Raw genomic sequence first — 25,428 nt, forward strand, 5'->3', positions numbered from 1 at the left:
GACCGCGCACAATGGCGTCGCTGCCCTGCTGCTGTTCTCGCTGATCGCGCTGCTCGTGCGCGTTTCGCCGCACGGCGCGACCGTAAAAGACTGAAACACGAAGGACACGAAGGACACGAAGGACACGAAGGACACGAAGGAAGAGCCGAGAGGATTGAAAACCAGACAGTGACCGCCTGCTTGGCGTAGCCTGCATCGTTGCTTCGGTTTCATCTCGAGCTTTACTTCGTGTCCTTCGTGTCCTTCGTGTTTCAATCTTTCTTCTTTCCGAGCAAGAATCGATCCGCCACCATGCCCCCCGTCGCCCGCCAGTACCTCGAACTGACCAAGCCGCGCGTGGTCGCGTTGATCGTGTTCACCGCGGTGATCGGGATGTTCCTCGCGGTGCCCGGGCTGCCGCCGATGCGGCCGGCGATCGCCGGCATGGTCGGCATCTGGCTCGCAGCCGCGTCCGCGGCGGCGCTCAACCATCTGATCGACCAGCGCATCGACAAGGTCATGGTGCGCACCTCGCATCGACCGCTCGCTACGGGTGCACTGACGCCGACCCAGGTGCTCGCGTTCGCGCTGATCCTCGGCGCGCTGTCGATGACGATCCTCGTCGCGCTCGTCAACGCGCTGACCGCGGCGCTCACGTTCGCGTCGCTGATCGGATACGCCGTCGTGTACACCGCGTACCTGAAGCGCGCGACGCCGCAGAACATCGTGATCGGCGGCGCCGCCGGCGCCGCGCCGCCCGTGCTCGGCTGGGCCGCCGTGACCGGCAACGTGCATCCGTACGCGCTGCTGCTGTTCCTGATCATCTTCATCTGGACGCCGCCGCACTTCTGGGCGCTCGCGATCTTCCGCCGCGACGACTACGCGCGCGCGCAGGTGCCGATGTTGCCCGTCACCCACGGCGTGACCTACACGCGCTGGCACGTGCTGTTCTACACCGTCCTGCTCGTGGTCATCACGGCGCTGCCGTACCTGACCGGGATGAGCGGCCTGTTCTACCTCGGCGGCGCGCTCGTGCTCGGCGGGGCATTCCTCTACTACGCCGTGCGCCTGCTCGACCCACCCGACGACTTCTTCGCCATGCGCGTGTTCAACTATTCCATCGTATACCTCATGGCATTGTTCGCATTCCTGCTGGTCGACCACTACCTTCCGCCCGATCCGCTGGCCGGCCCGGCCATCGCGTTCCGCCGCGTCGGCTGACGCTTGCGCGCCCCCGCGGGGGCAGGCCTATACTCGATCCCTCCGAAGCGCCTCGTACGTGGCGCGCACCGAGGGAGTGCCATGCCGGATCGCCGCGGGTTCCTCGTGGCCGCGGGCGTCGCCGCGGCCGGGATGCTGGGGCCGCGCCTGCGCGCGGCCGGCGCGCCGGCATGGCCACGCTACCGCGACACGATCGCGATCGACGGCGAGAGCGGCCTGTTCCTGTTCGCGCCCGACGCGGACCCGCGGGATGCGCCGCGCGAGCTCGCCGCGGCGCGCGCGTCCGGCCTCGGCGCGGTCCTGCTGAGCGTCGGCCCGAACGGCCGCTACTGGAACAACGACGCGCAGTTCGAAAGGATGACGGCGCAGCTCGCGCACGTACGCGCTGTCGTCGCGAAGCATGCGCACGCATTCCGTCTCGTCGGCGAAACGGCGGACCTGCGCCGCGCCCACGAAGCGCACCAGCTCGGGCTGATCCCCCGCTTCCAGGGCAGCGAGCCGATCGGCGAGGACCTCGATCGCGTCGCGCTGTTCCGCCGACTCGGCATTCGCGTCGTGCAGATCACGCACAACCGCCGCAACCTCGCCGGCGACGGCTGCACCGAGCCCGGCAACGCCGGCCTCAGTCGCCTCGGCCACGCGTTGATCGAACGCCTCAACACGGACAAGGTCGTCGTCGACCTCGCGCACGGTTCGCAGCGCACGATCGCCGAGGGGATCGCGGCATCGAAGGCGCCGGTGCTCATCAGCCATACCGGCTGCCGCGCGCTCGCCGACCTGCCACGCAACACGACCGACGCCGAGTTGCGCGCGATGGCCGAACGCGGCGGCGTCGCGGGCATCATCTTCTGGCCCTACCTGCGCACCGACACGCAGCCGATGGCGATCGACGTGGTGCGCCACATCGAACATGCGATCGACGTCTGCGGCGAGGACCATGTCGGCATCGGCACCGACGGCGGCATCGCGCCGATCGAGCGCACGCCGCAGTTCGAGCAGGACAACCGCGAGAACATCGCCGCGATGGTCGGCGACGGCATCTTCGACCACGGGCGTCCGGCGGACCTCTACATGTTCATCCCCGACCTCAACGTCGCCGACCGCTTCGACGTGCTCGCGGCCATGCTGTCCGCACGCGGCCATTCCGACGCGCGCATCGAGAAGATCCTCGGCGCCAACTTCGCGCGCGTGCTCGGCGACGTCTGGGGTTGAGCCGGGCGCCTCGTTCGGCGAGCGGCCCGCGCGGCGACACTAGGCCGCGCGCCGGCCCGGGCATACACTGGCGCGAACCCGGAGGCGACCCATGACTTCGATCTACGACTTCAGCGCGAAGACCATCGACGGCGAGGAGCAATCGCTGTCGGCCTACCGCGGCAAGACGCTGCTGATCGTCAACGTCGCCTCGAAATGCGGGTTCACGCCGCAGTACACCGGGCTCGAGGCGCTGTACGAGAAGTTCCGCGGCCAGGGCCTCGTCGTGCTCGGCTTCCCGTGCGACCAGTTCGGCCACCAGGAGCCGGGCGACGAAGCCGAGATCAAGAACTTCTGCTCGCTCACCTACGACGTGCAGTTCCCGATGTTCGCGAAGGTCGAGGTCAACGGCGCCGGCGCGCACCCGCTCTACCGCTACCTCAAGAAGGAAGCGAAAGGCCTGCTCGGCAGCGAGGCGATCAAGTGGAACTTCACCAAGTTCCTCGTCGACAAGGACGGCAAGGTGGTCAGGCGCTATGCCCCGACCGACACGCCCGAGTCGATCGGAAAGGACCTCGCGCAGGCGCTCTGAGGCGGATCAGGGCCGGGCCATCGCGCCAAGGCGATCGCGCACGGCAGGCTCGAGCGACTTCATGCCCGCGCTGCGCCCGAGCGCGAGCGCCGCATCCGCATCCAGTCCTTCGTACCGCGCCGCTTCCAGCGCGAGCAGTGCGCCGGCGCGATTGCCGCTCGCACAGTGCAGCAACACCGGCCCGCCCGCGGCCGCGAGGGCTGCGTGCAGCGCCTGCGCATTGGCCGGGGTGAGGTCGGCGGCTCCTTCGACCGGCACGTTGACGTAGCGCAGGCCGAGTTGCCTTGCGAGCGCCGCCTCGTCGTAGCCGCGCGCCTCGTCCGGTCCGCGCAGGTCGATCACGACGCCGCCGCCGGCCGCGAACGCGCGCAACTGGTCCGCCGTGGGCTGCCCGCCGACCTGCAACGTCGCACGCGGTTGCGCATAGCCCGACAACTTCACGTCGTGCATGCAACCCGAGAGCCCTGCGACCCACGCCGCCAACAGCAACGGGACGATACGCATCGGACGATCTCCGGACGGGAGCGCGATTATCCCACGCCGCACGCGCCGGCGCAGGTTCGCGCTCGCGCGCCGCGCCCGCCGTCGCAAGCCCCGCGTGCCGCCGCGCGAGCGTGCTATACCTGCGTGCGGACCACCTGCATGCCCGGATCATCATGCCCGCTTCGTCGCTGACCCGTGCCGAACTGCGCACGCTCACGCTCGCCGCGCTCGGCGGCGCGCTCGAGTTCTACGATTTCATCATCTTCGTGTTCTTCACCGCGACGATCGGCGAGTTGTTCTTTCCGCCCGATACGCCGGACTGGCTGCGCCAGCTGCAGACGTTCGGCCTGTTCGCGGCAGGCTATCTCGCGAGGCCGCTCGGTGGCATCCTCATGGCGCACTACGGCGACCGCGACGGCCGCAAGCGGATGTTCATGCTGAGCGTGCTGCTGATGGCGCTGCCGACGCTCGCGATCGGACTGCTGCCGACATGGGCGTCGATCGGCGCGGCCGCGCCGATCGCACTGCTGCTGCTGCGCATCCTGCAAGGCGCCGCGGTCGGCGGCGAGGTGCCCGGCGCATGGACCTTCGTCGCCGAACACGTGCCGCAGCCGCGAATCGGCTTCGCCTGCGGCACGCTCACGGCGGGCCTCACCGCCGGGATCCTGCTCGGCTCGCTGATCGCGACCTGGGTCACCGCGCGCTTCGACGCGGCCGAACTGCTCGCGTGGGGGTGGCGCGTGCCGTTCCTCGTCGGCGGCGTGTTCGGCCTGTGCGCGGTCTTCCTGCGCAGCCTGCTCGAGGAGACGCCGGTGTTCGAGGAGCTGCGCCGCCGGCGCGAACTCGTGCGCGGGCTGCCGCTGCAGGTGGTGCTCGCCGGACACGGTCGTGCGGTCGTGCGGTCGATGCTGCTGACCTGGCTGCTGACTGCCGCGATCGTCGTGCTCATCCTCATGACGCCGACGTTGATCCAGAAGCTGTACGCGATCCCGGCACCGCGCGCGCTGGCCGCGAACAGCGTCGCGACCTTCGCGCTCACGCTCGGCTGCATCGCATTCGGCCTGCTCGCCGACCGCCTCGGTGCGGCGAAGGCGCTCGGCCTCGGTTGCGCGCTCCTGTTCGGGACGACGTTGCTGTTCTACCACGGGCTTGCGCAGGCGCCCGGGTGGCTCTACGCGCTGTACGGCGCGACCGGCTTCTGCGTCGGCGTGGTCGGCGTGATACCCGTGCTGCTGGTGCAGGCGTTCCCACCCGCGGTGCGTTACTCGGGCGTGTCGTTCGCCTACAACGTCGCCTATGCGGTGTTCGGCGGCCTTACGCCGCTCGTCGTCACGCTGCTCATGAGGAACCAGCCCCTCGCGCCCGCCTGGTACGTGGCCGCGCTGTGCCTGCTCGGCGTCGCGCTCGCATGCGCGTCGGTGCGCGCGGGGGCAACCAGGGAAGATTGATCCCGGGCCGGGCGCGCCGCGCGCGCCGAAGGTGCATGCCCGGCCAGACGACGGCGGTCGCCCGCGACTGTTCGGCCACGGAGCCGCGGATGTCGTCATCGATGTCGACCTCGCCGACGCGCCCGGCCACGACCACGCGTTCGCGAATGGCTCGGAACGACCCCGCGACGCGTTACGGCTGCGTTCCAAACGACGCGCGAATTCGAGACTGAGGCGACACGCATGCGGCCGCGGCAATCCGGGAGCAGGGTGACCTTCCGTTGCCCTCGTCCGGAGTCCGCCATGCACCGTCCGCTCGTGCTCGCCTGCGCAGTGATCGCATGCCTTCTTTGCGCCCCGGCCGTCGCCGGCGGCACGTTCCAGCGCAGCGCCGACATGGCGACGCCGCGCGCGTCGTACGGCACCGCGATGCTGCCCGACGGCCGCGTGCTGTTCACGGGCGGCATCGCCGATTTCGGCGTGCACCTCGTCCAGGCCGAGTTGTACGACCCTGCGACCGATGCGTTCGTGCCGACGGGCGCGATGACCGAGATCCGCATGCGGCCGACCGTCGCCGCACTCGCCGACGGCCGCGTGCTCGTGCTCGGCGGGCGCGGCGGCGCGAGCGGCGATGCGCTCGCGACGGCCGAACTCTACGATCCGGCGACCGGCCAGTTCAGCGCGACCGGCGCGATGGCCGGGCCGCGCTACGTCGCGAGCGCGACCCTGCTCGAAGACGGCCGCGTGCTCGTCGCGGGCGGCCTCACCGCGCGCGACGTGCTCGCGACGGCCGAACTCTACGACCCCGCGACGGGCACGTTCAGCGCGACCGGCAGCCTCGTCGAAGCGCGCATCCAGCCGCTTGCGGTCCGTCTCGCCGACGGTCGCGTGCTGATCGCGGGCGGCGACGGCGTCGGCGGGCCGCTCGCGAGCGCCGAACTCTACGACCCGCTGACCGGCACGTTCGCACCGACCGGCAGCCTGCCCGAACCGCGCGAGGTGCAGTCGTTCGTGCGCCTCGCCGACGGCCGCGTGCTCATGGCCGGCGGCAGCGACGGCGGCTACAGCGGCGGCTTCCCGATCTACTACCCCGACGCGGCCGTCTATGATCCGGCCGCCGGTGCGTTCACGCCCGCGGGCACGCTCGCGCACGCGCGCGAGCTGCAGGCGGCCGCGCGGCTCCCCGATGGGCGCGTGCTCGTCGCGGGCGGCTCGCACCTCGCGGGCGAACCGGGCAGCGTCACGGTCCCGATCGCGGAAGCGTGGGATCCCGCGACGGCGAGCTTCGAAGACATCGGTCCGATGGCCGTGCCGCGCTACGAGGCGACGCCGGTCACGCTCGCCGACGGCAGCATCCTGCTCGCGGGCGGCTGGGCGTTCGCGGGCGATACCGTCGGCGACATGCCGACCGCGACCGCGGAGCGCTTCGTGCCCGATGCCGTGGACGCGATCTTCGACGACGGCTTCGACGCCGCGCTGCGCTGATCGCACTCGATCGGCGTCGCGTGCCGATGCGCCGCGCGCGGGGAAATCAGCCGATAATCGGCGCATGAGCGAATCCATGCGCGACGCGATCCTGATCGGCGGCGGCCACAACGGCCTCGTCTGTGCGGCCTACCTCGCGCGCGCGGGGCGCACGGTCACCGTGCTCGAACGGCGCGACGTCGTCGGCGGCGCCGCGGTCACCGAGGAGTTCCACCCGGGCTTCCGCAATTCGGTCGCGGCGTACACGGTGTCGCTGCTGCAGCCGAAGGTGATCCGCGAACTCGAACTCGAGCGGCACGGACTGCGCGTCGTGCAGCGCAGGCTCAACAACTTCCTGCCGCTCGGCGACGATCCCGATCCGGCGAAGCGTTACCTCATCAGCGGCGGCGGACGCACGCGGGCCGAAGTCGCGAAGTTTTCGCCGCGCGACGCCGAGCGGCTGCCCGAGTACGAACGCCGCCTCGACGCGATCGCCGACGAGTTGCGCGCGCTCGCGCTCGAGGCGCCGCCGAACCTCGTCGAAGGCGGCTGGTTCAAGGCGCTGCCCGAGCTGCTGCGCGCGGGCCGGCTCGGCCGGCGCGTGAAGGCGCTCGATGCGCGCCTGCGCACCGACCTGCTCGACCTGTTCGCGATCTCGGCGGCCGAATACCTCGACCGCTTCTTCGAGAGCGAACCGATCAAGGCGCTGTTCGGTTTCGACGGCGTGGTCGGCAACTACGCGAGCCCGTACACGCCCGGCAGCGCGTACGTGCTGCTGCACCACGTGTTCGGCGAGGTCAACGGCGTCAAGGGCGCCTGGGGCCACGCGATCGGCGGCATGGGCGCGATCACCCAGGCGATGGCGAAATCGGCCGCGGCGTCCGGCGTCGAGATCCGTACCGGCAGCGGCGTGCGCGAGATCGTCGTCGAGCGCGGTCGCGCGGTCGGCGTCGTCACCGACAAGGGCGAGACGTTGCGTGCGCGCACGATCGTCGCCAACGTGAATCCGAAGCTGCTCTACGAGCGCCTGCTCGATCCCGCGGTCGTGCCGGCGCCCGTGCGCGAACGCATGGCGAACTGGCGTTGCGGCTCGGGCACATTCCGCATGAACGTCGCGCTGAGCGAACTACCGCGTTTTCGTGCGCTGCCGCAAGCGGGTGACCACCTCACCGCGGGCATCATCATCGCGCCGAGCCTCGACTACATGGACCGCGCGTACCTCGATGCGCGCGCGCACGGCTGGTCGAAGCAACCGATCGTCGAGATGCTGATCCCGTCGACGCTCGACGACTCGCTCGCGCCAGCGGGCCGCCATGTCGCGAGCCTGTTCTGCCAGCACGTCGCGCCGCAGCTGCCGGACGGCCGCTCGTGGGACGACCATCGCGACGACGTCGCCGACCTCATGATCGACACGGTCGAGCGCTGGGCGCCCGGCTTCAAGGCGTCCGTGCTCGGGCGCCAGATCAAGTCGCCGCTCGACCTCGAACGCGATTTCGGCCTGCTCGGCGGGGACATCTTCCACGGCGCGCTGTCGCTCAACCAGCTGTTCAGCGCGCGACCGATGCTCGGTTACGCCGACTATCGCGGTGCGCTCGCAGGGCTCTACCTGTGCGGCGCAGGCACGCACCCGGGCGGCGGCGTGACCGGCGCGCCCGGCCACAACGCCGCACGCGCGATCCTGCGCGACCTGCGCTGAGCGCATCCGGGAGGCGTATCGTCGGCGCATGCGGGCGGCGACCTCGCGCCGCCCGACGCCAGGACCAGAGGTGCCATGAAAGCGATGCCCGCCGTGCTCGCCGTCGCCATCGCCGCGACGTCCGCGCTCGCCGCCGACAAGCCGGTGCAGGCGACGACGAAGGACGCGTTCGCGACGGTCGCCGCGAACGTCCGCCGCGAGATGGAGGGCGACGGCCGCTACGCGCACGTGAAGCCGACCGAGCGCGACAAGGTCGAGCGGGGCCTCGCGCGGATGCAGGCGCTGTTCGACAAGACGGGCTCGATCGACGCGATGGGAGCGCCGCGCCCGGGTCCACCGACCGGCATCGCCGTGCACGTCCGGCCTGCTTCGGGTTTCCGGCGCGCTTTCCCGTAAAGGGAAGCACCCGCGCCGCGTGCGCTGAACCCGAGGTCGACCCATGAGCCCGTACCATCCGCGCAACGTCGTCGCCGCCGCGTTGTGCTGCGCGACGATCGCCGCCGTCGCCGCGCCCGACAGCGGCGACCGCTATCGCGTGACGACGACGATGCAGATGGCGGGCATGTCGATGCCGGGCAAGCCGGTCGACGTCTGCACCGCGCGCGCGAACCCGGTCAGCGAGCAGGCGATCCCGAAGGACAAGGACTGCGACGTGCAGAACTTCCGCATCGACGGCAGCAAGGCGTCGTACCACATCGTCTGCACCGGCAGGAACGCCATGACCGGCGACGGTGAGATGGAGACGTTGCCGGACGGCTATCGCGGCAGCATGAAGGCGCAGGTGCAGGGCGAGCAGATCACGATGAGCTACGAAGGCAAGCGCATCGGCGACTGCGACTACGCGAGCGAATCGCCCGCCGCGATCGGCAAGGCGATGACCGCCCAGGCGTGCGAGGCGCAGCTCGGCTCGATCATGTCGTACTCGATGTACGTCGGCGCGAAGGCGGCGTGTCCGACCTACAAGGCCAAGTTCTGCGCGAACGTGGATCGCACGATGGGCGAGGCCGACGATCCGGCGCGCTTCGCGGAGACGGACCGCACGTTCGGTGGTGCCGCGTGGCAGGCGCTCGAAGCCTGCGGCGCCGGATCGCGCGCGACGGTCCTCGCGAAGGCGTGCGCGCGGGCGGAGACGAGCGGCAACCTCGACTTCGTCGGCGACGCCTGCCCTGATCTCGCGCCGAAGCACTGCGCCGACGCCGATCCGAATCGCAGCGGTCGCTTCCTCGTGCAGCATTGCGCCGAGCGCGCGCGCACGCTCGCCGCACAGCAGTGCGAGGGCCGCGGCTATACCGCGATGCAGTCCTCGCCGTATCGCGCGTTCTGCGGCAGTTACGCCACCGAGCGCCTGCGCGCGCGCGGCAACGCAGGCGCGCAGGACGCGAACGGCAGCCGCTGATGCGCGCGACGCGCACGCATGCCGCGGCGTGCGCGCTCGCCGTCGCGTTCGCGTGCGCAGGCGTGCGGGCGTCGCCTGCGGGCGTGGGGCCGACCGACGCGCCGGTCGACGCCTATGCCGACGTCGCCGCGGCGTACTGGGTCGAAGTCGACGGGCGACCGCTGTGGGCCGGCCGCGCGGACGAGCGACGGCCGATGGCGAGCCTCGCCAAGCTCATGGCGGCGCTCGTCGCGGTCGAGCAGGGCGATCTCGACGCATGGGCCGAGGTCTCCGCGGCCGCCGCGACGGAGACCGGCACGCGCATCGGCCTGCGCCGCGGCGAGCGTGTGGCGCGGCGTGACCTCGTGCTCGCGGCGATGGTGCGCTCGGCCAACGACGCGTGCCGCGCGCTCGCCGACGCGGTCGGCGCGACGATCGATGCCGGCGATCCGACCCGCGCGTTCGTCGCACGAATGAACGCGCGCGCGCGCACGCTCGGACTTGCCGACACGCATTACGCGAATCCGTGCGGCCACGACGATCCGATGCAGTACACGAGCGCGCGCGATCTCGCCATGCTGTCGCGCGCGGTACTCGGCCAACCCGAGCTCGCGGATGCGGCGCGCCGGCAGGAAGTCCGCTTCGCGACCGCGGCGGGCCGGATCGTCGTCGCGCGCTCGACCAATGCCCTGCTCGCGGGCCTGCCCGGTGCCCGCGGCCTCAAGACCGGCACCACGCCCGCCGCCGGACGCTGCCTCGTCGTCGTCGTCGAACGCGACGGGCATCGCGTGCTCGCCGTGCTGCTCGATGCGGGCGAGCGCTGGTGGGATGGCCTCGCGCTCGTCGAGCTCGCGTTCGAGGCGCGACCTGCCGCGCACGACGCGCCGCCGGGATCGACAGCACCGTCGACGGGACGGCGGCCCGAACCGACCGTGCCACCACGGCCATGAACCGATCCGTCGCGCGCGCTCCCGCGCACGAATCGCGCGCCGAAGGCGCGCGCGGGCCGCGTCGCGCGGGTACGTGGCGGTCGCTCGCGGTGCTCGTCGGCGCGGTGCTGCTCGCGTACGCGAATGCATTCGCCGCCGCGTACCAGTTCGACGACTTCGCCGCGATCCTCGCCAACCCGTCGACGCAGGGGCTGTCCGATTGGTGGCGATCGCTGCCGGGCATCCGCCCGCTGCTCAAGCTGAGTTTCGCGCTCACGTTCGAAGCTGGGGGCGGCGCCGTCGCGATCCACGCCGGCAACGTCGCGATCCATGCCGCCAATGCGTGCCTGCTGTGGTCGCTGTGGCGGCGCTGGCTGCCGCGGCTCGCGCCCGCGCTCGGTCCGGTCGACGCCACCGCGCTGCTGGCGGCGCTGCTGTTCGCCCTGCATCCTGCAGCGACCGAGGCGGTCACCTACGCGAGCGGCCGTTCGATCTCGCTCGCCGCGACGTTCGTGCTCGGCGCCGTGCTCGCCGACGATGCCGCGTGCATGCAGCCTTCGCGCCGTGCGCTCGCGTGGCTCGGCCCCGCGCTGTTCGCGCTCGCGCTCGCGGTGCGCGAGACCGCGGTCGTGATGCCCGCGATCCCGCTGCTGCGCGCGTGGGCGGAAGGGATATCGCTGCGCGCGGCGACGCGGCGCCTGCGACCCTACGCGCTCGTGCTCGCCATCGCCGCGGTCGCGGCGCTCGCGACGCCGGGCTACCACGTGTTCTTCGGCGTGAGCCTCGCGACGCGGCCGCTCGCCGCGCAGCTTGCGAGCCAGCTGCTCGCGCACGGCTATCTCCTCACGCATCCGCTCGTGGGCATCACCAACATCGATCCGGACCTGCGCGTGCCGACGGCGTGGTCCGCGTCGCTCGCCGTCGTCGTTGCGCTGCTCGTGGGCCTCGCCGTGGCGATGTCCGCCGCGCGTCGTCGCATGGCGTGGCTCGCGTTCGGGATCGGCTGGTACTTCCTGCAGCTCGCGCCCGCCAACTCGTTGCTGCCGCGGCTCGATCTCGCCAACGATCGCCACCTCTACCTTGCGCTCGCGGGGCCGATGCTCGTCGTCGCGTGCGCGCTCATGCGAACCGCGGAACGGGTTCGCGCGCGAACCGCGGCGCGCGTCGTCGCGTACGCGTCGTGCGCGATGCTTGCGTTCGCGACAGCGATGCGCAATGCGGATTACCGCAGCGAAGTCGCCCTGTGGCAGGCGACGGTGCGCGAATCGCCCGGCAAGGCGCGTGCGTGGCTCAACCTCGGCTACGCGTGGCGCCTGGACGGCGATGCCACGCGTGCGGCGGCGGCCTATCGCTGTGCGCTCGCGCTCGACCCGACGAACGCACAGGCGGCGATCGACCTCGACATGGTGGCGCCGGACGACGGCATCGCCGCCGGCTGTCCCGCGAGCGGGTGAACGGCCCTGCGCGGGCCGCGGCGGCCCGCATGGACGTCACGCGTCGCTAGTCGCCCTTCGTCGTCGCCGGCGGCGTATTCGCGCCCGCCTCGCCAGGGCTCTTTTCGCTGCTGCGCTCGAGCTTCTTGGCGCGCTTCTCGTCCTGCTGCTTCTTCTTCGCCAGCTCGCGCTGGCGCTTCTCGTAGTTGTAGTTGGGTTTCATCGCCATCGGCTGCTCCTCCAAAACGAGAAAACCCCGGGCCTCGCGACCCGGGGTTCCTGACGGTGACGTCGGTGAACCGGCTTAAGCCAGCTGCACTTCGTCGGCCTGCATGCCCTTCTGGCCCTGGACGGGCACGAAGGTGACACGCTGGCCCTCGGCGAGGGTCTTGAAGCCCGTGCCCTGGATCGCGCGGAAATGCACGAACAGGTCCGGGCCGCTTTCCGGCGTGATGAAGCCGAAACCCTTCGCATCGTTGAACCACTTGACCGTACCGCTCTGGCGACTCGCCATGACTGACTCCTGCAAACTCGAAAGACGTGAATTCGCGATCCCGGGCACATCCCGGGTCGAGACTGAGGTTGGCAAGGAGAAAGCGAGGCGAGGCGAAGGAGCGGATCGAAATCCGATCGCTTCAGGTCACGGTTCACAGTGACCCTGACAAACACAGTGCGCCCACCATACAGGCATTTCGTCCATAAAGCCAATCGCGACGTCGAAACCGTTCAGGATCGCGCCGCCTTGTCGGCCAGCAACGCGCGCAGTTGCTGCTTCTCCTCGTTCGTGAGCGGCGCCTCGGCCTGCCTGCGCGTGAGATCGTCGAGGCGCTGCTGCGCGGTCTGCCGCTCCAGCTGCGCGATCGCGTCGACGAACTCCGCGCGCGCTTCGCTCTCGCCGCCGGGAAAGTCGACCACCGCGAGCTTCTGCAGCGCCTTCGCCTCGTCGCGCTCGGCGAAATGCTCGAGCAACGCGCCGGTGGTGAGGTTCGCGCGCGCGCGGCACAGCGCGATGAGTTCGACCAGCAGCGCGATGCCGGGCTGGCGCAGTTCCGCGAACGACCACGGCGGGTCGAGCGCGAGCGCGAGCACGGGGCGCTGCACGAGCAAGGTGATCGCCGCGCGCACGAGCGAGCGCTGCGCCGGGCGCGCGACGCGCGGCTTCGCCGGCGCCTCGGACGGCGCGGCGGCGACCTGCACGCGTACGCCCGTGGTCCTGTCGAGTTCGGCGAGCATGAGGTCGCGGAACGCGCCGTCCGGGATCTGGGCGAGCAGCGGCCGCGCCCGCTCGGCGAGGCGCGCCCTGCCGTCGAGCGAACCGAGGTTGACGTCCTTGCCGAGTTCGCCGAAGAAGAACTCGCTGAGCGGCATCGCGTCCTTGAGGCGCTGCTCGAAACCGGCAAGGCCCTCCTTGCGCACGAGCGTGTCGGGATCCTCCCCCTCGGGCAGGAACAGGAACAGCGCCTGCCTGCCGTCGCGCATGCGCGGCAGCACCGATTCGACCGCGCGCCACGCGGCCTGGCGCCCCGCGCGATCGCCGTCGAAGCAGAAATAGACGTCCGCGCACTGGCGGAACAGGATCTCGGCGTGGTCGCGCGTGGTCGCCGTGCCGAGCGTCGCGACCGCCTGCGGCACGCCGAACTGGTGCAGGCTGATCACGTCCATGTAGCCCTCGACGACGACGAGGCGCGGGATCTTCGCGTGCGCCTCGCGCACCTGCCACAGGCCGAACAGCTCGCGGCCCTTGTGGAACAGCGGAGTTTCGGGCGAGTTCAAGTACTTCGGCCCTTCGGCCTTGTCGGATGCTTCCTTCGGAGCGGCGTTCAGTTGAGACGTGCCGGCAGGCATGCCCGCTTGTTGACCTTCGCGATCAGGGCGAACGGCGGGAATGATTCGGCCGCCGAACGCGATCGTGCGGCCGCGCCGATCGAGGATCGGGAACATCACGCGGTTGCGGAAGCGGTCGTATTTCGACCCGCGTTCGCCGCTCGTGAGCATGCCCGCCTTCTCGAGCAGCGTGATGCGCTGCGTGTTGGTGCCGAGCGCGTTCTTCAGTGCGTCCCACGCGTCGGGCGCGAAACCGAGGTTGAAGCGCGCGAGCGTCGACGCGTCGAGGCCGCGGTCTTCGAAGTATGCCCGCGCGCGGGCGCTCGCCTCGAGCTGGCGGCGGTAGAACGCGGCAGCCGCGTCGAGCAGCTTGTAGAGGTCGGTGCTGTCTTCGCGCGGCGCCTCGCGCCCGCCTTCGTACGGCACCTTGAGGCCGAGGCGGTTCGCGAGCTCCTCGACCGCGTCGGGGAATTCGAGGCGGTCGTAATTCATGAGGAAGCCGATCGCGCTGCCGTGCGCGCCGCATCCGAAGCAGTGGTAGAACTGCTTGGCCGGGCTGACCGTGAACGACGGCGAGCGCTCGTCGTGGAACGGGCAGCGCGCCGACCAGTCGCGGCCGGCCTTCTTCAGCGGCACGCGTTCCTGGATCACGTCGACGATGTCGACGCGCGCGAGCAGGTCGTCGATGAACTTTTCGGGGATGCGGCCGGACATTGGGCGCTCAGCATGCCACGCGGGGACGACGGCCGCCGGGCGATCGCCGGCGGGTCAGCCTTCCTGCGGGATCAGCAGCCAGAGGATGAGGTACACGAGCAGGCCGGGGAAGGCGGCCGACACGATCGAGCCGATCACGTAGACGACGCGCAGGCCGGTCGGGTCGAGTCCGAAATGTTCGGCGATGCCGCCCATCACGCCCGCGACGACGCGATGGCGGCGCGAACGGCGCAGCGGCCGTGCAGCGGTCATGGGCGCGCTCCTCCGGGTCAGCCGCCGAGCTTCTGCTTGACCAGCGCCGAGACCTGGCCCATGTCGGCGCGGCCGGCGACCTGCGGCTTGACCAGTCCGACGACCTTGCCCATGTCCTTCGCGCTCGTCGCGCCGGCGTCGGCGATCGCCCGGGTGACGATCGCGTCGATCTCGCCGGCGGACATCTTCGCCGGCATGTAGCCCTCGATCACGCCCATCTCGTAGCGCTCGATCGCGGCGAGGTCCTCGCGGCCGGCGCCTTCGTACTGCGTGACCGAATCCTTGCGCTGCTTGAGCATCTTCTCGAGCACCGAGAGCACCTGCGCGTCGTCGAGCACGATGCGCTCGTCGACCTCGCGTTGCTTGATCGCGGCATTGACGAGGCGGATCACGCCGAGGCGTTCCTTGTCGCCGCCCTTCATCGCGGCCTTCATGTCGTCGGTGAGCTGTTGCTTGAGTGACATCGGAAACTCCATGGCCCGGACCGCGGGTGTCAGCGGGCGTCGTGGGTGGCCGCAGGCGCGAGGCGCGCCGGCAGCGAGCGGCTGATTTCGCCGGCGAGATCCTTCTGCGACGCGACGACGTCGCCGAGCGGACGGTCGCAGCTCTGTGTCCAGGCCACGTGGCCGTCGCCGCCGTGCAGCCGGCGCGCGGCGACGCGATGGGTGGCGTCCGACCTGCGCTCGCTGCGCCCGTCGGGCTCGATCTCTCCGCGCAGCGGATCGACGCGCCAGTCGCCGACGCGCAATGGGCTGTGCATGGACTCGGGCATGCGCCGGTTGGGGTGACAGGGTGGACCCCGATTGTATCCCGGGACCGCCGCGTCGCGCGGGTGCGCCATGTCAGGCTGTTCGAGGATTCTCGAGGCGTTCGTCAGGACTGACGCCGGCCCAACGCAAAAAGCCGGCACCCTTGCGGGTGCCGGCCGAATGAACAGCCCTTTCATCCTGCCGATCCGGTCCGGGGTGCGCGGGCGCGCGTCCCCGAAGCGACCGGCGTCGAGGATCAGTACAGGCGTTGACGCTTGGTCACGTCGCGCGAGACGCGGCGAAGGTGACGCTTGACCGCAGCCGCGCGCTTGCGCTTGCGCTCCTGGGTCGGCTTTTCGTAAAACTCGCGCTTGCGCACTTCAGCCAGCACGCCTGCTTTTTCGCAGGTGCGCTTGAAGCGGCGCAGGGCAAACTCGAACGGTTCGTTTTCGCGAACTTTGACGTTGGGCATACATTCTCCAATGACACAGGCCCGGGGCTGACGGGCGAGCCGTGTATTCTATCCCGATGAATCCAGCCATTGCAAAGGCACCCGGCGGCCCCGTGCTCGGGATCGAGACGTCCTGCGACGAGACCGGCGTGGCCGTGTTCGACCCCGCCCGCGGCCTGCTCGCCCATACCCTCTACAGCCAGGTCCGCATGCACGCGGACTACGGTGGGGTCGTACCCGAGCTCGCCTCGCGCGACCACGTGCGCAAGCTGCTGCCGCTCGTGCGCGAAACCCTCGCCCGCGCCGGCCTCGGCGTCGCCGACATCGGCGGGGTCGCCTACACGGCCGGACCGGGGCTCGTCGGCGCCCTGCTCGTCGGCGCGACCGCGGCGCGGTCGCTGGCCTGGTCGCTCGGCCTGCCCGCGATCGGCGTCCACCACATGGAGGGGCACCTGCTCGCACCGCTGCTCGAGGCCGATCCGCCCGAGCCGCCGTTCGTCGCGCTGCTCGTCTCGGGCGGCCATTCGATGCTCATCGAAGTCGCCGCGATCGGTCGCTACACCCTGCTCGGCGACACGCTCGACGATGCGGCCGGCGAGGCGTTCGACAAGACGGCCAAGCTCATGGGGCTGCCGTACCCCGGCGGGCCCGCGCTCGCGCGGCTCGCCGAACACGGGCGGCCGGGCGCGTTCCGCTTCTCCCGCCCGATGACCGATCGGCCCGGCCTCGATTTCAGTTTCTCGGGGCTGAAGACCCAGGTCCTGCTCGCCTGGCAGCAGAGCGACCGTTCCGAGCAGACCAAGGCCGACGTCGCGCGCGCGTTCGAGGAGGCGATCGTCGAGACGCTCGCGATCAAGTGTCGTCGCGCGCTTGCGCATAGCGGCGCGAGGCGGCTCGTGATCGCGGGCGGCGTCGGCGCGAACCGGCGCCTGCGCAGCGAACTCGCCGACGCGGGCGCGCGCGAAGGCTTCAGCGTGCACTTCCCGCGGCTCGAGTTCTGCACCGACAATGGCGCGATGATCGCGCTCGCGGGGGCGCTGCGCCTTGCCGCCGGCCAGCATGACACGCTCGAGATCCAGGTGCGTCCGCGCTGGGACCTCGCGAGCCTTCCGCCCGTCGCGTGATCGCGACGATCGTCGCACCACCTACACTCCGCCCTCGGCCCCAACCTTCAAGAACGCATGGACCTCGTCTTCATCGAAGATCTGCGCATCGAGACGATCATCGGCATCTACGACTGGGAGCGCACGACGCGCCAGGTCGTGGCGCTCGACATCGAGATGGCGTTCGACAACTCGCGCCCTGCGGCGAGCGACCGCATCGCCGACACGCTCGACTACAAGGCCGTGTCGAAACGCCTCATCGCGTTCGTCGGCGAATCGCGCTTCGAGCTCGTCGAGACGCTCGCCGAGCGCTGTGCGGCGATCATCCGCGACGAGTTCGGCGTGCCGTGGCTGCGCCTGAAATTGTCCAAGCCGGGCGCCGTGACCGGCTCGCGCGCGGTCGGCGTGGTGATCGAGCGCGGAACGCGCGCGTGACCGCGCGCCACGGGTTTCCGCACGAGCCCCGCGTCCGCGCCACTGCCCTCGGCCCTCGCGTCATGCACCGCGCGTGGCTCAGCCTCGGTTCCAACCTCGACGCCGAGCGCCATCTGCGCGCGGCACTCGCCGAGTTGCGCGCGCGCTTCGGCCCGATCGTCGCGTCGCCGGCGTACCGGTTCGCCGCGGTCGGCTTCGACGGCCCGGCCTTCGTCAATCTTGCCGCCCGCATCGACAGCGATCTCGATGCGCCTGCGCTGGACGATTGGCTGCACGCACTCGAGGATCGCCACGGGCGCCGCCGCGACGTGCCGCGCTACTCGAGCCGCACGCTCGACGTCGACATCGTGCTGTTCGACGACGCGATCATCGATGGCCCGGGCCACCTGCAGGTGCCGCGACGCGAACTGCGCGAAACGTTCGTGCTCAAGCCGCTCGCCGACATCGCCGCCGACGTGCGCGTACCCGGCGACGGCCGCACGCTCGCCGAACTGTGGGCCGCATCACCCGATCACGCAACCCGCTTCGAATCAGTCGCGTTGTAGGAGCGACTGCAAGAGCCTGAAACACGAAGGACACGAAGGACACGAAGGACACGAAGGACACGAAGGACACGAAGGAAAAGCAGCAGCAGGAAAAAGCTTTAAACACGAAGCACACGGAGCACACGGAGAAAGCAAGACGAGAAGCTCTTCATCCGAAGGCTTTTCCTCTGTGTGCTCCGTGCGCTCCGCGAGCTCCGTGTTTCAATTTCTTGATCTCTTGCTTTTCCTTCGTGTCTTGAACTTGCGCTCCTGCGCCAGGCAAGATCACATCGACAGCGAGCGGCCGCCGTCGACGCGGATGATCTGGCCGGTCACGTAGCGCGCGTCGCGCAGCAGCCAGAGCACGGCGCCGGCGACGTCCGCGGGGGTGCCTGCGCGCGCGAGCGGCGTGCGCGCGATGAGCTGCTGCTGTTCGGCTTCGTCCTTGCCCGCTTCGGGCCAGAGCACGGCGCCGGGCGCGACGCCGTTCACGCGCACGAGCGGCGCGAGTTCCTGCGCGAGAGCGCGCGTGAGCATCGCGAGCGCGGCCTTCGCCATGCAGTAGACGCTGTGCCGCGGCAGCGGGCGTTCGGCGTAGATGTCGACGAGGTTGACGATCGCGCCGTTGCGGCCCGCGAGATGGGGCGCCGCGGCCTGCGCGAGGAACAGCGGCGCGCGCGCATTCGCTGCGAACAGCTCGTCCCACTGCGTGGGCGTGACGCTCGCTAGCGGCGTCGGATAGAACGTCGATGCATTGTTCACGAGCGCGTCGAGGCGACCGAAGCGCGCGAGCACGGCGTCGACGAGGTCGGGCAGGCAGTCGGCGTCGGCGAGCTCGGCCTGCACGGTCAGGATGCTGTCCGGACGCTCGGCCTCGAGCTCCTGCGCGAGCGCTTCCTGTTCCGCGTACGAATTGCGTGCGTGCAAGGCGAGGTCGTAGCCGGCGGCATGCAGGGTGCGAGCGATCGTCGCGCCGACGCGACGCGCGGCGCCGGTCACGAGCGCTACCGGCCGTTGCTGCGTGCTCGCCATGTCGCGCTCTCCTTCAGGTTATGCTTCTTGCACGTCATCGCCGAGAGTGCCGCAGAACGTCGCGGCCGACCAGTCCTGAACACGCAGCTGCCCGAACCCAACAGCGACGAACGCGCGCACTCCGACCAGCTCGCGGCGCTCCTGCGCAACGAGATCCGCGCCAACGGCTCGATGCCGTTCTCGCGCTGGATGGAGCTGTGCCTGTACGCGCCCGGGCTCGGCTATTACAGCGCGGGGCGCACCAAGTTCGGCGCGGCCGGCGACTTCGTGACCGCGCCCGAACTCGGTTCCCTCTATGCGCGCTGCCTCGCGCGCGCGTTCGCGCCGACGCTCGGCGCGCTCGGCGCGGATGCCGACGTCCTCGAACTCGGCGGTGGCAGCGGTGCGTTCGCGGTCGACGCGCTGCGCGAGCTCGCCGCGATGGAGGCATTGCCGCGCCGTTTCCTCATCCTCGAGCCGAGCGCCGATCTCGCCGCGCGGCAGCGCGCACGCATCGCGGCCGAACTGCCCGCGGACGTCGCGGCGCGCGCGCAGTGGATCGCGCGCCCGCCCGAGCGCGGCTGGCACGGCGTGCTGTTCGCGAACGAGGTCGTCGACGCGCTGCCGACGACGCGCTTCACGTTGCTCGAGGGCGAAGTGCACGAGGAACACGTCGCGCTCGATGGGGGCGGACGCTTCGTGCGCGTCGATCGCCCGGCCGACCTGCTCGTCGCGAACGCGGTGCGCCATCTCGAACGCGCGCTCGGCACGCCCTTCGTCGACGGCTACCGCTCCGAAGTGCTGCCGCAATTGCCGTACTGGATGCAGGCGGTGGCTGCAACGCTCGAAGCGGGCGTCGCGCTGTTCGTCGACTACGGCTATCCGCGTGCGGAGTATTACCTGCCTACGCGCAGCGACGGCACGCTCGTGTGCCACTACCGCCACCGCGCGCACGCCGACCCGCTGCATTGGCCGGGCCTGACCGACATCACCGCGTTCGTCGATTTCACCGCGCTCGCGGAAGCGGGCGTCGGCGCCGGATTCGACTTCGTCGGCTACGCGCCGCAGGGCCAGTTTCTGCTCGCGAGCGGCCTGCTCGACCTCGTCGACGACGGCTTGCCCGAGATCGAGCGGGTGCAGCGCGTCGCCGAGGCCAAGCGCCTGACCCTGCCCGGCGACATGGGTGAGCGCTTCCAGGCGATCGCGTTCGCGCGTGGCGGCGTCGACGCCTTGCCGGGCCTGCGCGCGTTCGACCTTTCGCATCGGCTGTAGCCCGCGCCGGAACACGAAGGACACGAACGGGGGAGGGCGAGGAGGCCCGATGCACGGGGTCCGTGGAGGAAGAGCCCCTTCGCGCCCGCGCGTGTTGCTTGATCGCTCCCGTCCCGTCAGAGCGCTCCGCGTTCAGTCGCGTGACTCCCGTCCAAGGCTGCCGGGCGCGCCCCGCGCGTCTCGCTTCAGGGCGGCGATCGCCGCGATGCGTGCCGCGCGCACCGCTTCGCCGATCTTCGCCCCGGCAAGCCCCTGCGCGACGAACGGCGCGGCGTCGATCGCGCGTGCGGCCGCGTACGCGGCGCGCAGGTAGTCAGCCTGCGGATACGGTTCGTCGGCGCGTCCGAGTCGGCCGCGCTTGTCGGCTTCGCAGGCGAGCAGGAACGGCGCGATGCGCTCGGGACGACGGAACGCGTCGATGCGTTCGAGCCGGTCGAGCACGGTTTCCGCTCGCAGCTCGAATGCGCGGTGCGCGTCGAGATGGAAGCGGCAGACGAGTTCCGCGAGCGCCGCGTGCTCGGCCGGCACCTTCAGGCGCGCGCACAGCGCGCGCAGCGGCGCGACGCCGCGCTGCTCGTGCATCACGTGGCGCGGCAGCTCGGGTGTCGGCGTGAGCGCCTTGCCGAGGTCGTGCACGAGGGCGCACCAGCCGACGAGGTCGTCTCCGCGCGCGAGGCGCGCGGCCTGGTCGAGCACGAGTTCGACGTGCACGCCGGTGTCGATTTCCGGGTGGAACTCGGCGCGCTGCGGTACGCCGTAGAGGGCATCGATCTCCGGGAATACCACGCCGAGCGCGCCGCACGCGCGCAGCGCGCGCAGGAATGCCGACGGCGCCGGCTCGGTCAGCGCCTTGCGCGTCTCGCTCCAGACGCGCTCGGCGACGAGGTGGTCGACTTCGCCGTCGTCGACCATGCGCCGCATCAGCGCGAGCGTGTCGTCGGCGATGCGGAAACCGAGCGGGGCAAAGCGCGCGGCGAACCGTGCGACGCGCAGCACGCGCACCGGGTCTTCGACGAACGCGGGCGACACATGGCGCAGCACGCGCTGCTCGAGGTCGCGTCGGCCGCCGAACGGGTCGACGATGCCACCGCGCTCGTCCATCGCGATCGCGTTGATCGTGAGGTCGCGCCGCTCGAGATCCTGCTCGAGCGTGACCGAAGGGTCGGCGTGGATCGAGAAGCCGTGGTAGCCGCGCCCGGTCTTGCGCTCGGTGCGCGCGAGCGCGTATTCCTCCTGCGTCGCCGGATGCAGGAATACCGGGAAATCCTTGCCGACGGGACGATACCCCGCCGCGCGCATGTCCTCGGGGGTCGCGCCGACGACGACGAAGTCGCGATCGGCGACGTCGAGGCCGAGCAGGCGGTCGCGCACGGCGCCGCCGACGAGGTAGATGCGCATCGCTTGACTTGCCAGGGGAAACCGGCTGGCATTGTGCCAGCGAAACCCGGGGAGAATCGCTTGCACGCACGCCATGCCGTCTTCGCCTGCGCCCTGCTCGCGCTTCCGGCCTGCTCGACCGCGCCACGCAGGACCGCGCCCGCACCCGCGTCCGCGCCCGCACGCGACGATTCGCTCTACCGGGCACTCGGCGCGCAGGCCGGCATCGAGAAGGTCGTCGACGCCGCGCTCGGCGAAATCCACAACGACCCGCACATCAACCTGTTCTTCGCGAACACCGACATGCCGGATTTGCGGCGCTTGCTGATCGAGCAGTTCTGCGCGGCGACCGGCGGTCCCTGCGAGTACACGGGTCGCAGCATGGAAGAGGCCCACGGCGGACTCAACCTCACCGACGACGACTTCGATCGCTTCGTCGGCGACCTCGTGCGCGCATTCGACAAGGCCGCAGTGCCCAAGGACCAGCAGCAGCGACTGCTCGCCCTGTTCGGTCCGATGCGCCCGCAGATCGTGGGCCAGTAGGGCGGGCCGGGCCGCAGAGCGGCGGGCCCCGCCGACTGCCACCGCGTCGGATCGTCATCGCCGTGGCGGTTCGTCATTGCGCACCGGCCACGCGTGCTCCGCGCGTATCGCCGTGCCGGTCAGCCGCGCCGAAAGCGGTCGAGCGCGCGCTGGTGGCTGTCGCCGCCGAGCAGGCGCGGCATGATCGCTTCCATCGGCGTGGCGACGATGCCGAGCGCGGCGAGGCCGTCGTCGCGCGCGACCGAATCGAACTGCAGCGAGCGGAAGTTGTCGCGCGAGATCGGCTTGCCGGGCAACCATTCGCCGACGAGCGCCTGCACGCGGCCGAGCGCGTCCGGTAGCGGAAGCACGACGCGCCGCTTGCCGATCATGCGCGCGGTCCAGCGCACGATCTCGGCGAGCTCGATCACGCGCGGGCCGCCGAGCTCGTAGCATCGACCCTGCGTGTGGGGATGCGCGAGCGCACGTGCGAACGCCTCCGCGACGTCGCCGACATACACGGGCTGGAAGCGCGCGTGCGCGCGCGCGAGCGGCAGGATCGGCACCACGCGCAGCAGCGCGGCGAAGCGGAAGAACAGGCCGTCGCCGTCGCCGAAGATCACCGACGGGCGGAAGATCGTCCATGCGAGGGGCGACGAGCGCACGAGCGCTTCCGCCTGTGCGCGCGTCTGCAGGTAGTGACTCGTGCCTTCCCCCGCGCGCAGGGCGCTCATCTGCAGCAGGCGTCGCACGCCGCTACCGGCGCAGGCGTCGAGCAGGGTGCGCGTGAGCTCCACGTGCGCCTTGCGGAAGCCGGCGCCGTCGTTGCCACGCTCGTTGAGGATGCCGACCAGGTTGATCGCCGCGTCGGCGCCCGCGAGTTCGCGTGCGAGCGTCGAACGATCGTGCACGTCGGCATTGACGAGCGCGACGCGCGGCAACACGCCGAGCCCCCGATGCAGGTCGCGGTTGCGCGTGAGCACGCGGATCGCATGCCCGTCGCGCTGCAGTCGCGGCACGAGGTGGCGGCCGACGAAGCCGGTGCCGCCGAGCACGACGATCTTCTGCGGTCTCATCGCGAGCTCCTGCAAGGAACTCTCCATGTAGCGCGTTTCGCATGCGCTTGCAACGCGCTGCCTTCACGTCGAAGGCGGAAAGATTGAAACGCGGGGTACACGGAGGAAAAATTCCCGTGCCGTGCTCGCGTGCACCGCGCTCCGTTCTTCGGATCCGTCATTCGTTTCGAGGAGAACGCGACTGCACCGACGACGGCGGGGCCGCGGCGGGTTCGCCGCCGCCCGCCTCGGGCGGCGGCGCATCGCTCGCGGGCGAATCGGCCGGCGGAGTCTGCTCGACCGCGGTCGTCGCGCAGGCGACGGCCTTGCGCGGCGTCGAGTCGTCCGGCGCGCGGTAGGGCTGGCCGATCTTCGGCATGCGCGCGGACAGCGCGAGCGCGTTGCCGTTCATGCGCCAGTCGTAGATGACGCTGAAGGCGAGCACGCGCGCGACGTACTCGCGCGTCTCCTTGTACGGGATCGTTTCGATGAAGAAGTCCGGCTCGAGCGAGCCGCGCGCTTCGAGCCAGCGCCCGACCGGCGCCTGGCCGGCATTGTAGGCCGCGCTCGCGAGCCACGGACTGCCGTCGTAGGCGGCGGCCATGCGACCGAGGAAGCGCGTGCCGAGCCGCACGTTGAGGGTGGGATCGAACAGGTCGCGCGCGTTCGAATACGGCAGCTTCTCGGCTTTCGCGAGCTTCTTCGCGACGCCGGGCAGCAGCTGCATGAGGCCGTACGCGTCGGCGTGCGAATGCGCGTCGGTCATCCACGCGCTTTCCGCGCGCAGGATGCCGTAGGCCCACGACGGGTCGATGCCGGCGCCGGCGGCTTCGCGCCTGACCAGCGGCTCGAGGCCGAGCGGGAAGCGTTGCCGGTACAGCCGCTGCGTCTCGCGATCGGCCGAGAACGCGAACACGGCACGGTCGTACCAGCCCTTGCGATAGGCGTAGTCGGCGGCGAGCCGGCGCTGGTTCGCATCGAGCTTGGCGAGCGCGAAATTCCACTCCCGTCGCGCCTCCGGCAGCATGTCGAGTTCACGGAACTCGAAGGCGCGCACGAGGTCGGGCCGTTCGGCGATCGCGGCCTCCGACGCCGCGTCGCCGGCGAGTTCGAGCGGACAGATCGAGTACGGCTGGCCGCTCCAGTCCGCGGCGAGGAAGCCGTGGAAGTTCGCTTCGCGCGCGACCTCGGCGTAGAGCTTCGCGGCTTCGGCGTCGCGGCCGAGCTTGCCGAGCATGCGCGCGCGCAGATAGCGCCAGCGCGCGTCGGCCTTCTGCGTGTCGGACAGGCGCTCGATCGCGGCGAGCGTCTCGGCCCAGTCGCCGATGGCGAGCGCGATGCGCACGCGCCATTCGCGCGTCGCGTCGTCGTCGGCCGCCGCGGGCAGCGCCTTGAGGCGCGCGAGCGCATCCGGCGAATAGCTCGTCGAGCGGTACAGCGCGATCGCATTGAGGATGCGGTTCTTCTGCGCGTCGCTCCATTGAAAACGGGAACCGAGATCGGCCCACGCGGTTTCGGCGGCGTCGCTGTCGCGGCGGGCACGACGCGCGAGCGCGTAGGACACCGCATCGCGCGTGCGCGCGGCGTCGGCCCAGCCCTTCGCTTTCGCGAGCGTCGCTGCAGGGTCGCGCAGCGCGGCGACGATGCGGTCGGCATCGACGCGATCGCTGCCGGCGAGGAGCGCGGCGGCATCGTCGGCCGCCTCCGCGCTGCCCGCGTCGGCCGCGCGCTCGAGTCGCTCCCACACCTGCGGATCGGAAACCAAGCCTTGCGCGCGCAGGCTGCGCAGTACCGCGTCGCACGGGTCGGGCAGCGCGCGCTCGCCACGCCAGAGCGGTTCGACATCGCGCGCGTAGTCGAGCTTCGCACCCTCGGCCAGGCGGGCCTGCAGCGCGTCGCACTGGAGGCCGCGGTCCTCGGTCGGCGCGTAGTCCGCGAGGAAGGCCTTCCAGTCGCCGCGATGGGCGAGTTCGCGCAACCATGCTTCGCGGAGGTCCTGCGCCGGCAGCGTACCGGCCCAGCGTTCGAGGAAGCGTTCGACCTCGCCGCGCTCGAGCTTGGCCAGGCGCGGCCGCAGCGCAGCGAGTTCGACGTACGGATAGAGCGGATACCGATCCGCCTCGAGACCCGCGGCGAGCTTGCGCCACGCGCCCTCGGGGGGCTTCTTCGCGGCCGCGAGCGCCGCTCGGAACTGTGCGCGTTGGCTGGCGCGGTCCGAGGCGGCGACCGGCACGGCGGAGGCGAGCGCCGCGAGCGCAAGCAGGAAGTGCCCCACGCGCCACGATCGCCGGGGAACAGGGGTCGAACGCATCGGAACGGCTCGGATCAGGTCCATCGGCGCAGTGTAGC

Annotated in this window: 27 protein-coding genes; 15 read left to right on the forward strand and 12 right to left on the reverse strand. The window is 70.8% G+C overall.

Going from position 1 to position 25,428, the window contains the following annotated elements:
* The first annotated feature begins 246 nt into the window (after positions 1–246).
* From cyoE to VI238_RS04360, 3 genes are all read left to right on the forward strand, one after another.
* Positions 247–1,200: a heme o synthase gene (gene cyoE / locus VI238_RS04350; protein WP_331648920.1), complete on the forward strand. Its 954-nt coding sequence runs from the start codon at positions 247–249 to the stop codon at positions 1,198–1,200.
* A gap of 81 nt (positions 1,201–1,281) precedes the next feature.
* Complete coding sequence (locus VI238_RS04355) at positions 1,282–2,412, forward strand: dipeptidase (protein WP_331648836.1); 1,131 nt, start codon at positions 1,282–1,284, stop codon at positions 2,410–2,412.
* A gap of 91 nt (positions 2,413–2,503) precedes the next feature.
* A complete protein-coding gene (locus VI238_RS04360) occupies positions 2,504–2,983 on the forward strand; it encodes a glutathione peroxidase (protein WP_331648837.1) in 480 nt (159 codons plus the stop codon).
* Between the two features lie 6 nt (positions 2,984–2,989).
* Here VI238_RS04360 and VI238_RS04365 read toward each other — a convergent pair whose 3' ends face one another.
* Complete coding sequence (locus tag VI238_RS04365; RefSeq protein ID WP_414650027.1) at positions 2,990–3,487, reverse strand: beta-lactamase hydrolase domain-containing protein; 498 nt, start codon at positions 3,485–3,487, stop codon at positions 2,990–2,992.
* A 152-nt stretch (positions 3,488–3,639) separates the two neighbouring features.
* Here VI238_RS04365 and VI238_RS04370 point away from each other — a divergent pair, with 152 nt between their 5' ends.
* The 7 genes from VI238_RS04370 to VI238_RS04400 all read left to right on the forward strand — a co-directional run bounded on the left by VI238_RS04370 (position 3,640) and on the right by VI238_RS04400 (position 11,811).
* Positions 3,640–4,914 (forward strand): MFS transporter, encoded by a 1,275-nt coding sequence (locus tag VI238_RS04370; RefSeq protein ID WP_331648839.1) that lies wholly within the window; start codon positions 3,640–3,642, stop codon positions 4,912–4,914.
* Between the two features lie 282 nt (positions 4,915–5,196).
* Positions 5,197–6,378, forward strand: a complete 1,182-nt coding sequence (locus VI238_RS04375; RefSeq protein ID WP_331648841.1) for a kelch repeat-containing protein — start codon at positions 5,197–5,199, stop codon at positions 6,376–6,378.
* Between the two features lie 64 nt (positions 6,379–6,442).
* Positions 6,443–8,053: an NAD(P)/FAD-dependent oxidoreductase gene (locus VI238_RS04380; RefSeq protein ID WP_331648843.1), complete on the forward strand. Its 1,611-nt coding sequence runs from the start codon at positions 6,443–6,445 to the stop codon at positions 8,051–8,053.
* 75 nt (positions 8,054–8,128) lie between these two features.
* Positions 8,129–8,449, forward strand: coding sequence for a hypothetical protein (locus tag VI238_RS04385; RefSeq protein WP_331648845.1), 321 nt, complete (start codon positions 8,129–8,131; stop codon positions 8,447–8,449).
* 43 nt (positions 8,450–8,492) lie between these two features.
* On the forward strand, positions 8,493–9,449 hold the full coding sequence (locus VI238_RS04390) for a DUF3617 domain-containing protein (protein WP_331648847.1): 957 nt from the start codon (positions 8,493–8,495) through the stop codon (positions 9,447–9,449).
* Entirely contained in the window at positions 9,449–10,378 is a 930-nt protein-coding gene (locus tag VI238_RS04395; protein WP_331648849.1) for a D-alanyl-D-alanine carboxypeptidase family protein, read from the forward strand. Before VI238_RS04390 ends, VI238_RS04395 begins: the two co-directional genes overlap by 1 nt.
* A complete protein-coding gene (locus VI238_RS04400) occupies positions 10,375–11,811 on the forward strand; it encodes a hypothetical protein (protein WP_331648851.1) in 1,437 nt (478 codons plus the stop codon). Before VI238_RS04395 ends, VI238_RS04400 begins: the two co-directional genes overlap by 4 nt.
* A gap of 46 nt (positions 11,812–11,857) precedes the next feature.
* On the opposite strand, the gene VI238_RS04405 is transcribed toward VI238_RS04400, so the two are convergent.
* The 7 genes from VI238_RS04405 to rpsU form a co-directional block, all read right to left on the reverse strand.
* On the reverse strand, positions 11,858–12,019 hold the full coding sequence (locus VI238_RS04405) for a hypothetical protein (RefSeq protein WP_331648926.1): 162 nt from the start codon (positions 12,017–12,019) through the stop codon (positions 11,858–11,860).
* 75 nt (positions 12,020–12,094) lie between these two features.
* Positions 12,095–12,304, reverse strand: a complete 210-nt coding sequence (locus tag VI238_RS04410; protein WP_331648853.1) for a cold-shock protein — start codon at positions 12,302–12,304, stop codon at positions 12,095–12,097.
* A gap of 212 nt (positions 12,305–12,516) precedes the next feature.
* Entirely contained in the window at positions 12,517–14,328 is a 1,812-nt protein-coding gene (locus tag VI238_RS04415; protein ID WP_331648855.1) for a DNA primase, read from the reverse strand.
* Positions 14,329–14,382: 54 nt separating this feature from the next.
* Complete coding sequence (locus VI238_RS04420; RefSeq protein WP_331648857.1) at positions 14,383–14,580, reverse strand: PspC domain-containing protein; 198 nt, start codon at positions 14,578–14,580, stop codon at positions 14,383–14,385.
* 17 nt (positions 14,581–14,597) lie between these two features.
* On the reverse strand, positions 14,598–15,044 hold the full coding sequence (locus tag VI238_RS04425; protein ID WP_331648859.1) for a GatB/YqeY domain-containing protein: 447 nt from the start codon (positions 15,042–15,044) through the stop codon (positions 14,598–14,600).
* A 29-nt stretch (positions 15,045–15,073) separates the two neighbouring features.
* On the reverse strand, positions 15,074–15,340 hold the full coding sequence (locus VI238_RS04430; protein WP_331648861.1) for a hypothetical protein: 267 nt from the start codon (positions 15,338–15,340) through the stop codon (positions 15,074–15,076).
* Between the two features lie 245 nt (positions 15,341–15,585).
* A complete protein-coding gene (gene rpsU / locus VI238_RS04435) occupies positions 15,586–15,801 on the reverse strand; it encodes a 30S ribosomal protein S21 (protein ID WP_331648862.1) in 216 nt (71 codons plus the stop codon).
* A 56-nt stretch (positions 15,802–15,857) separates the two neighbouring features.
* Here rpsU and tsaD point away from each other — a divergent pair, with 56 nt between their 5' ends.
* From tsaD to folK, 3 genes are all read left to right on the forward strand, one after another.
* Positions 15,858–16,904, forward strand: coding sequence for a tRNA (adenosine(37)-N6)-threonylcarbamoyltransferase complex transferase subunit TsaD (tsaD, locus tag VI238_RS04440; protein WP_331648864.1), 1,047 nt, complete (start codon positions 15,858–15,860; stop codon positions 16,902–16,904).
* A gap of 57 nt (positions 16,905–16,961) precedes the next feature.
* Positions 16,962–17,318 carry a dihydroneopterin aldolase gene (gene folB / locus VI238_RS04445; protein ID WP_331648866.1) on the forward strand — a complete coding sequence of 119 codons (357 nt, stop codon included), beginning with the start codon at positions 16,962–16,964 and terminating at the stop codon, positions 17,316–17,318.
* A 62-nt stretch (positions 17,319–17,380) separates the two neighbouring features.
* Positions 17,381–17,863 (forward strand): 2-amino-4-hydroxy-6-hydroxymethyldihydropteridine diphosphokinase, encoded by a 483-nt coding sequence (gene folK, locus VI238_RS04450; RefSeq protein WP_331648869.1) that lies wholly within the window; start codon positions 17,381–17,383, stop codon positions 17,861–17,863.
* 264 nt (positions 17,864–18,127) lie between these two features.
* Here folK and VI238_RS04455 read toward each other — a convergent pair whose 3' ends face one another.
* Positions 18,128–18,874 (reverse strand): pteridine reductase, encoded by a 747-nt coding sequence (locus VI238_RS04455; RefSeq protein WP_331648871.1) that lies wholly within the window; start codon positions 18,872–18,874, stop codon positions 18,128–18,130.
* A 75-nt stretch (positions 18,875–18,949) separates the two neighbouring features.
* Here VI238_RS04455 and VI238_RS04460 point away from each other — a divergent pair, with 75 nt between their 5' ends.
* On the forward strand, positions 18,950–20,125 hold the full coding sequence (locus tag VI238_RS04460; RefSeq protein WP_331648924.1) for a class I SAM-dependent methyltransferase: 1,176 nt from the start codon (positions 18,950–18,952) through the stop codon (positions 20,123–20,125).
* Between the two features lie 132 nt (positions 20,126–20,257).
* On the opposite strand, the gene VI238_RS04465 is transcribed toward VI238_RS04460, so the two are convergent.
* The gene (locus VI238_RS04465; protein WP_331648873.1) at positions 20,258–21,523 is read right to left on the reverse strand and encodes a multifunctional CCA addition/repair protein; all 1,266 of its coding nucleotides are present in this window, start codon (positions 21,521–21,523) and stop codon (positions 20,258–20,260) included.
* 60 nt (positions 21,524–21,583) lie between these two features.
* On the opposite strand from VI238_RS04465, the gene VI238_RS04470 reads away from it, so the two are divergent.
* Positions 21,584–22,045, forward strand: a complete 462-nt coding sequence (locus VI238_RS04470; RefSeq protein WP_331648875.1) for a group 1 truncated hemoglobin — start codon at positions 21,584–21,586, stop codon at positions 22,043–22,045.
* Positions 22,046–22,164: 119 nt separating this feature from the next.
* Here the strand turns inward: VI238_RS04470 and VI238_RS04475 are convergent, their stop codons facing one another.
* Together VI238_RS04475 and VI238_RS04480 are read right to left on the reverse strand one after the other, a co-directional pair.
* Positions 22,165–23,100, reverse strand: coding sequence for a complex I NDUFA9 subunit family protein (locus VI238_RS04475; protein WP_331648877.1), 936 nt, complete (start codon positions 23,098–23,100; stop codon positions 22,165–22,167).
* Between the two features lie 157 nt (positions 23,101–23,257).
* Positions 23,258–25,354 (reverse strand): transglycosylase SLT domain-containing protein, encoded by a 2,097-nt coding sequence (locus VI238_RS04480; protein ID WP_331648879.1) that lies wholly within the window; start codon positions 25,352–25,354, stop codon positions 23,258–23,260.
* Positions 25,355–25,428 lie beyond the last annotated feature (74 nt).

Origin of the sequence: Dokdonella sp. (assembly GCF_036518555.1) — a bacterium.
In the GTDB taxonomy this organism is placed as follows: domain Bacteria; phylum Pseudomonadota; class Gammaproteobacteria; order Xanthomonadales; family Rhodanobacteraceae; genus Dokdonella_A.

What these genes read in the sequence shown, in the direction of transcription:
- VI238_RS04425 (WP_331648859.1), bottom strand. Translation starts at nt 15,044, where the DNA reads ATGTCACTCAAGCAACAGCTCACCGACGACATGAAGGCCGCGATGAAG.
- VI238_RS04385 (WP_331648845.1), top strand. Translation starts at nt 8,129, where the DNA reads ATGAAAGCGATGCCCGCCGTGCTCGCCGTCGCCATCGCCGCGACGTCC.
- VI238_RS04415 (WP_331648855.1), bottom strand. Translation starts at nt 14,328, where the DNA reads ATGTCCGGCCGCATCCCCGAAAAGTTCATCGACGACCTGCTCGCGCGC.
- VI238_RS04370 (WP_331648839.1), top strand. Translation starts at nt 3,640, where the DNA reads ATGCCCGCTTCGTCGCTGACCCGTGCCGAACTGCGCACGCTCACGCTC.
- VI238_RS04355 (WP_331648836.1), top strand. Translation starts at nt 1,282, where the DNA reads ATGCCGGATCGCCGCGGGTTCCTCGTGGCCGCGGGCGTCGCCGCGGCC.
- VI238_RS04465 (WP_331648873.1), bottom strand. Translation starts at nt 21,523, where the DNA reads ATGCGCATCTACCTCGTCGGCGGCGCCGTGCGCGACCGCCTGCTCGGC.
- VI238_RS04475 (WP_331648877.1), bottom strand. Translation starts at nt 23,100, where the DNA reads ATGAGACCGCAGAAGATCGTCGTGCTCGGCGGCACCGGCTTCGTCGGC.
- VI238_RS04395 (WP_331648849.1), top strand. Translation starts at nt 9,449, where the DNA reads ATGCGCGCGACGCGCACGCATGCCGCGGCGTGCGCGCTCGCCGTCGCG.
- VI238_RS04430 (WP_331648861.1), bottom strand. Translation starts at nt 15,340, where the DNA reads ATGCACAGCCCATTGCGCGTCGGCGACTGGCGCGTCGATCCGCTGCGC.
- VI238_RS04390 (WP_331648847.1), top strand. Translation starts at nt 8,493, where the DNA reads ATGAGCCCGTACCATCCGCGCAACGTCGTCGCCGCCGCGTTGTGCTGC.
- VI238_RS04375 (WP_331648841.1), top strand. Translation starts at nt 5,197, where the DNA reads ATGCACCGTCCGCTCGTGCTCGCCTGCGCAGTGATCGCATGCCTTCTT.
- folB (WP_331648866.1), top strand. Translation starts at nt 16,962, where the DNA reads ATGGACCTCGTCTTCATCGAAGATCTGCGCATCGAGACGATCATCGGC.
- VI238_RS04410 (WP_331648853.1), bottom strand. Translation starts at nt 12,304, where the DNA reads ATGGCGAGTCGCCAGAGCGGTACGGTCAAGTGGTTCAACGATGCGAAG.
- tsaD (WP_331648864.1), top strand. Translation starts at nt 15,858, where the DNA reads ATGAATCCAGCCATTGCAAAGGCACCCGGCGGCCCCGTGCTCGGGATC.
- rpsU (WP_331648862.1), bottom strand. Translation starts at nt 15,801, where the DNA reads ATGCCCAACGTCAAAGTTCGCGAAAACGAACCGTTCGAGTTTGCCCTG.
- VI238_RS04400 (WP_331648851.1), top strand. Translation starts at nt 10,375, where the DNA reads ATGAACCGATCCGTCGCGCGCGCTCCCGCGCACGAATCGCGCGCCGAA.
- VI238_RS04380 (WP_331648843.1), top strand. Translation starts at nt 6,443, where the DNA reads ATGAGCGAATCCATGCGCGACGCGATCCTGATCGGCGGCGGCCACAAC.
- VI238_RS04405 (WP_331648926.1), bottom strand. Translation starts at nt 12,019, where the DNA reads ATGGCGATGAAACCCAACTACAACTACGAGAAGCGCCAGCGCGAGCTG.
- VI238_RS04420 (WP_331648857.1), bottom strand. Translation starts at nt 14,580, where the DNA reads ATGACCGCTGCACGGCCGCTGCGCCGTTCGCGCCGCCATCGCGTCGTC.
- VI238_RS04365 (WP_414650027.1), bottom strand. Translation starts at nt 3,487, where the DNA reads ATGCGTATCGTCCCGTTGCTGTTGGCGGCGTGGGTCGCAGGGCTCTCG.
- VI238_RS04360 (WP_331648837.1), top strand. Translation starts at nt 2,504, where the DNA reads ATGACTTCGATCTACGACTTCAGCGCGAAGACCATCGACGGCGAGGAG.
- VI238_RS04455 (WP_331648871.1), bottom strand. Translation starts at nt 18,874, where the DNA reads ATGGCGAGCACGCAGCAACGGCCGGTAGCGCTCGTGACCGGCGCCGCG.
- folK (WP_331648869.1), top strand. Translation starts at nt 17,381, where the DNA reads ATGCACCGCGCGTGGCTCAGCCTCGGTTCCAACCTCGACGCCGAGCGC.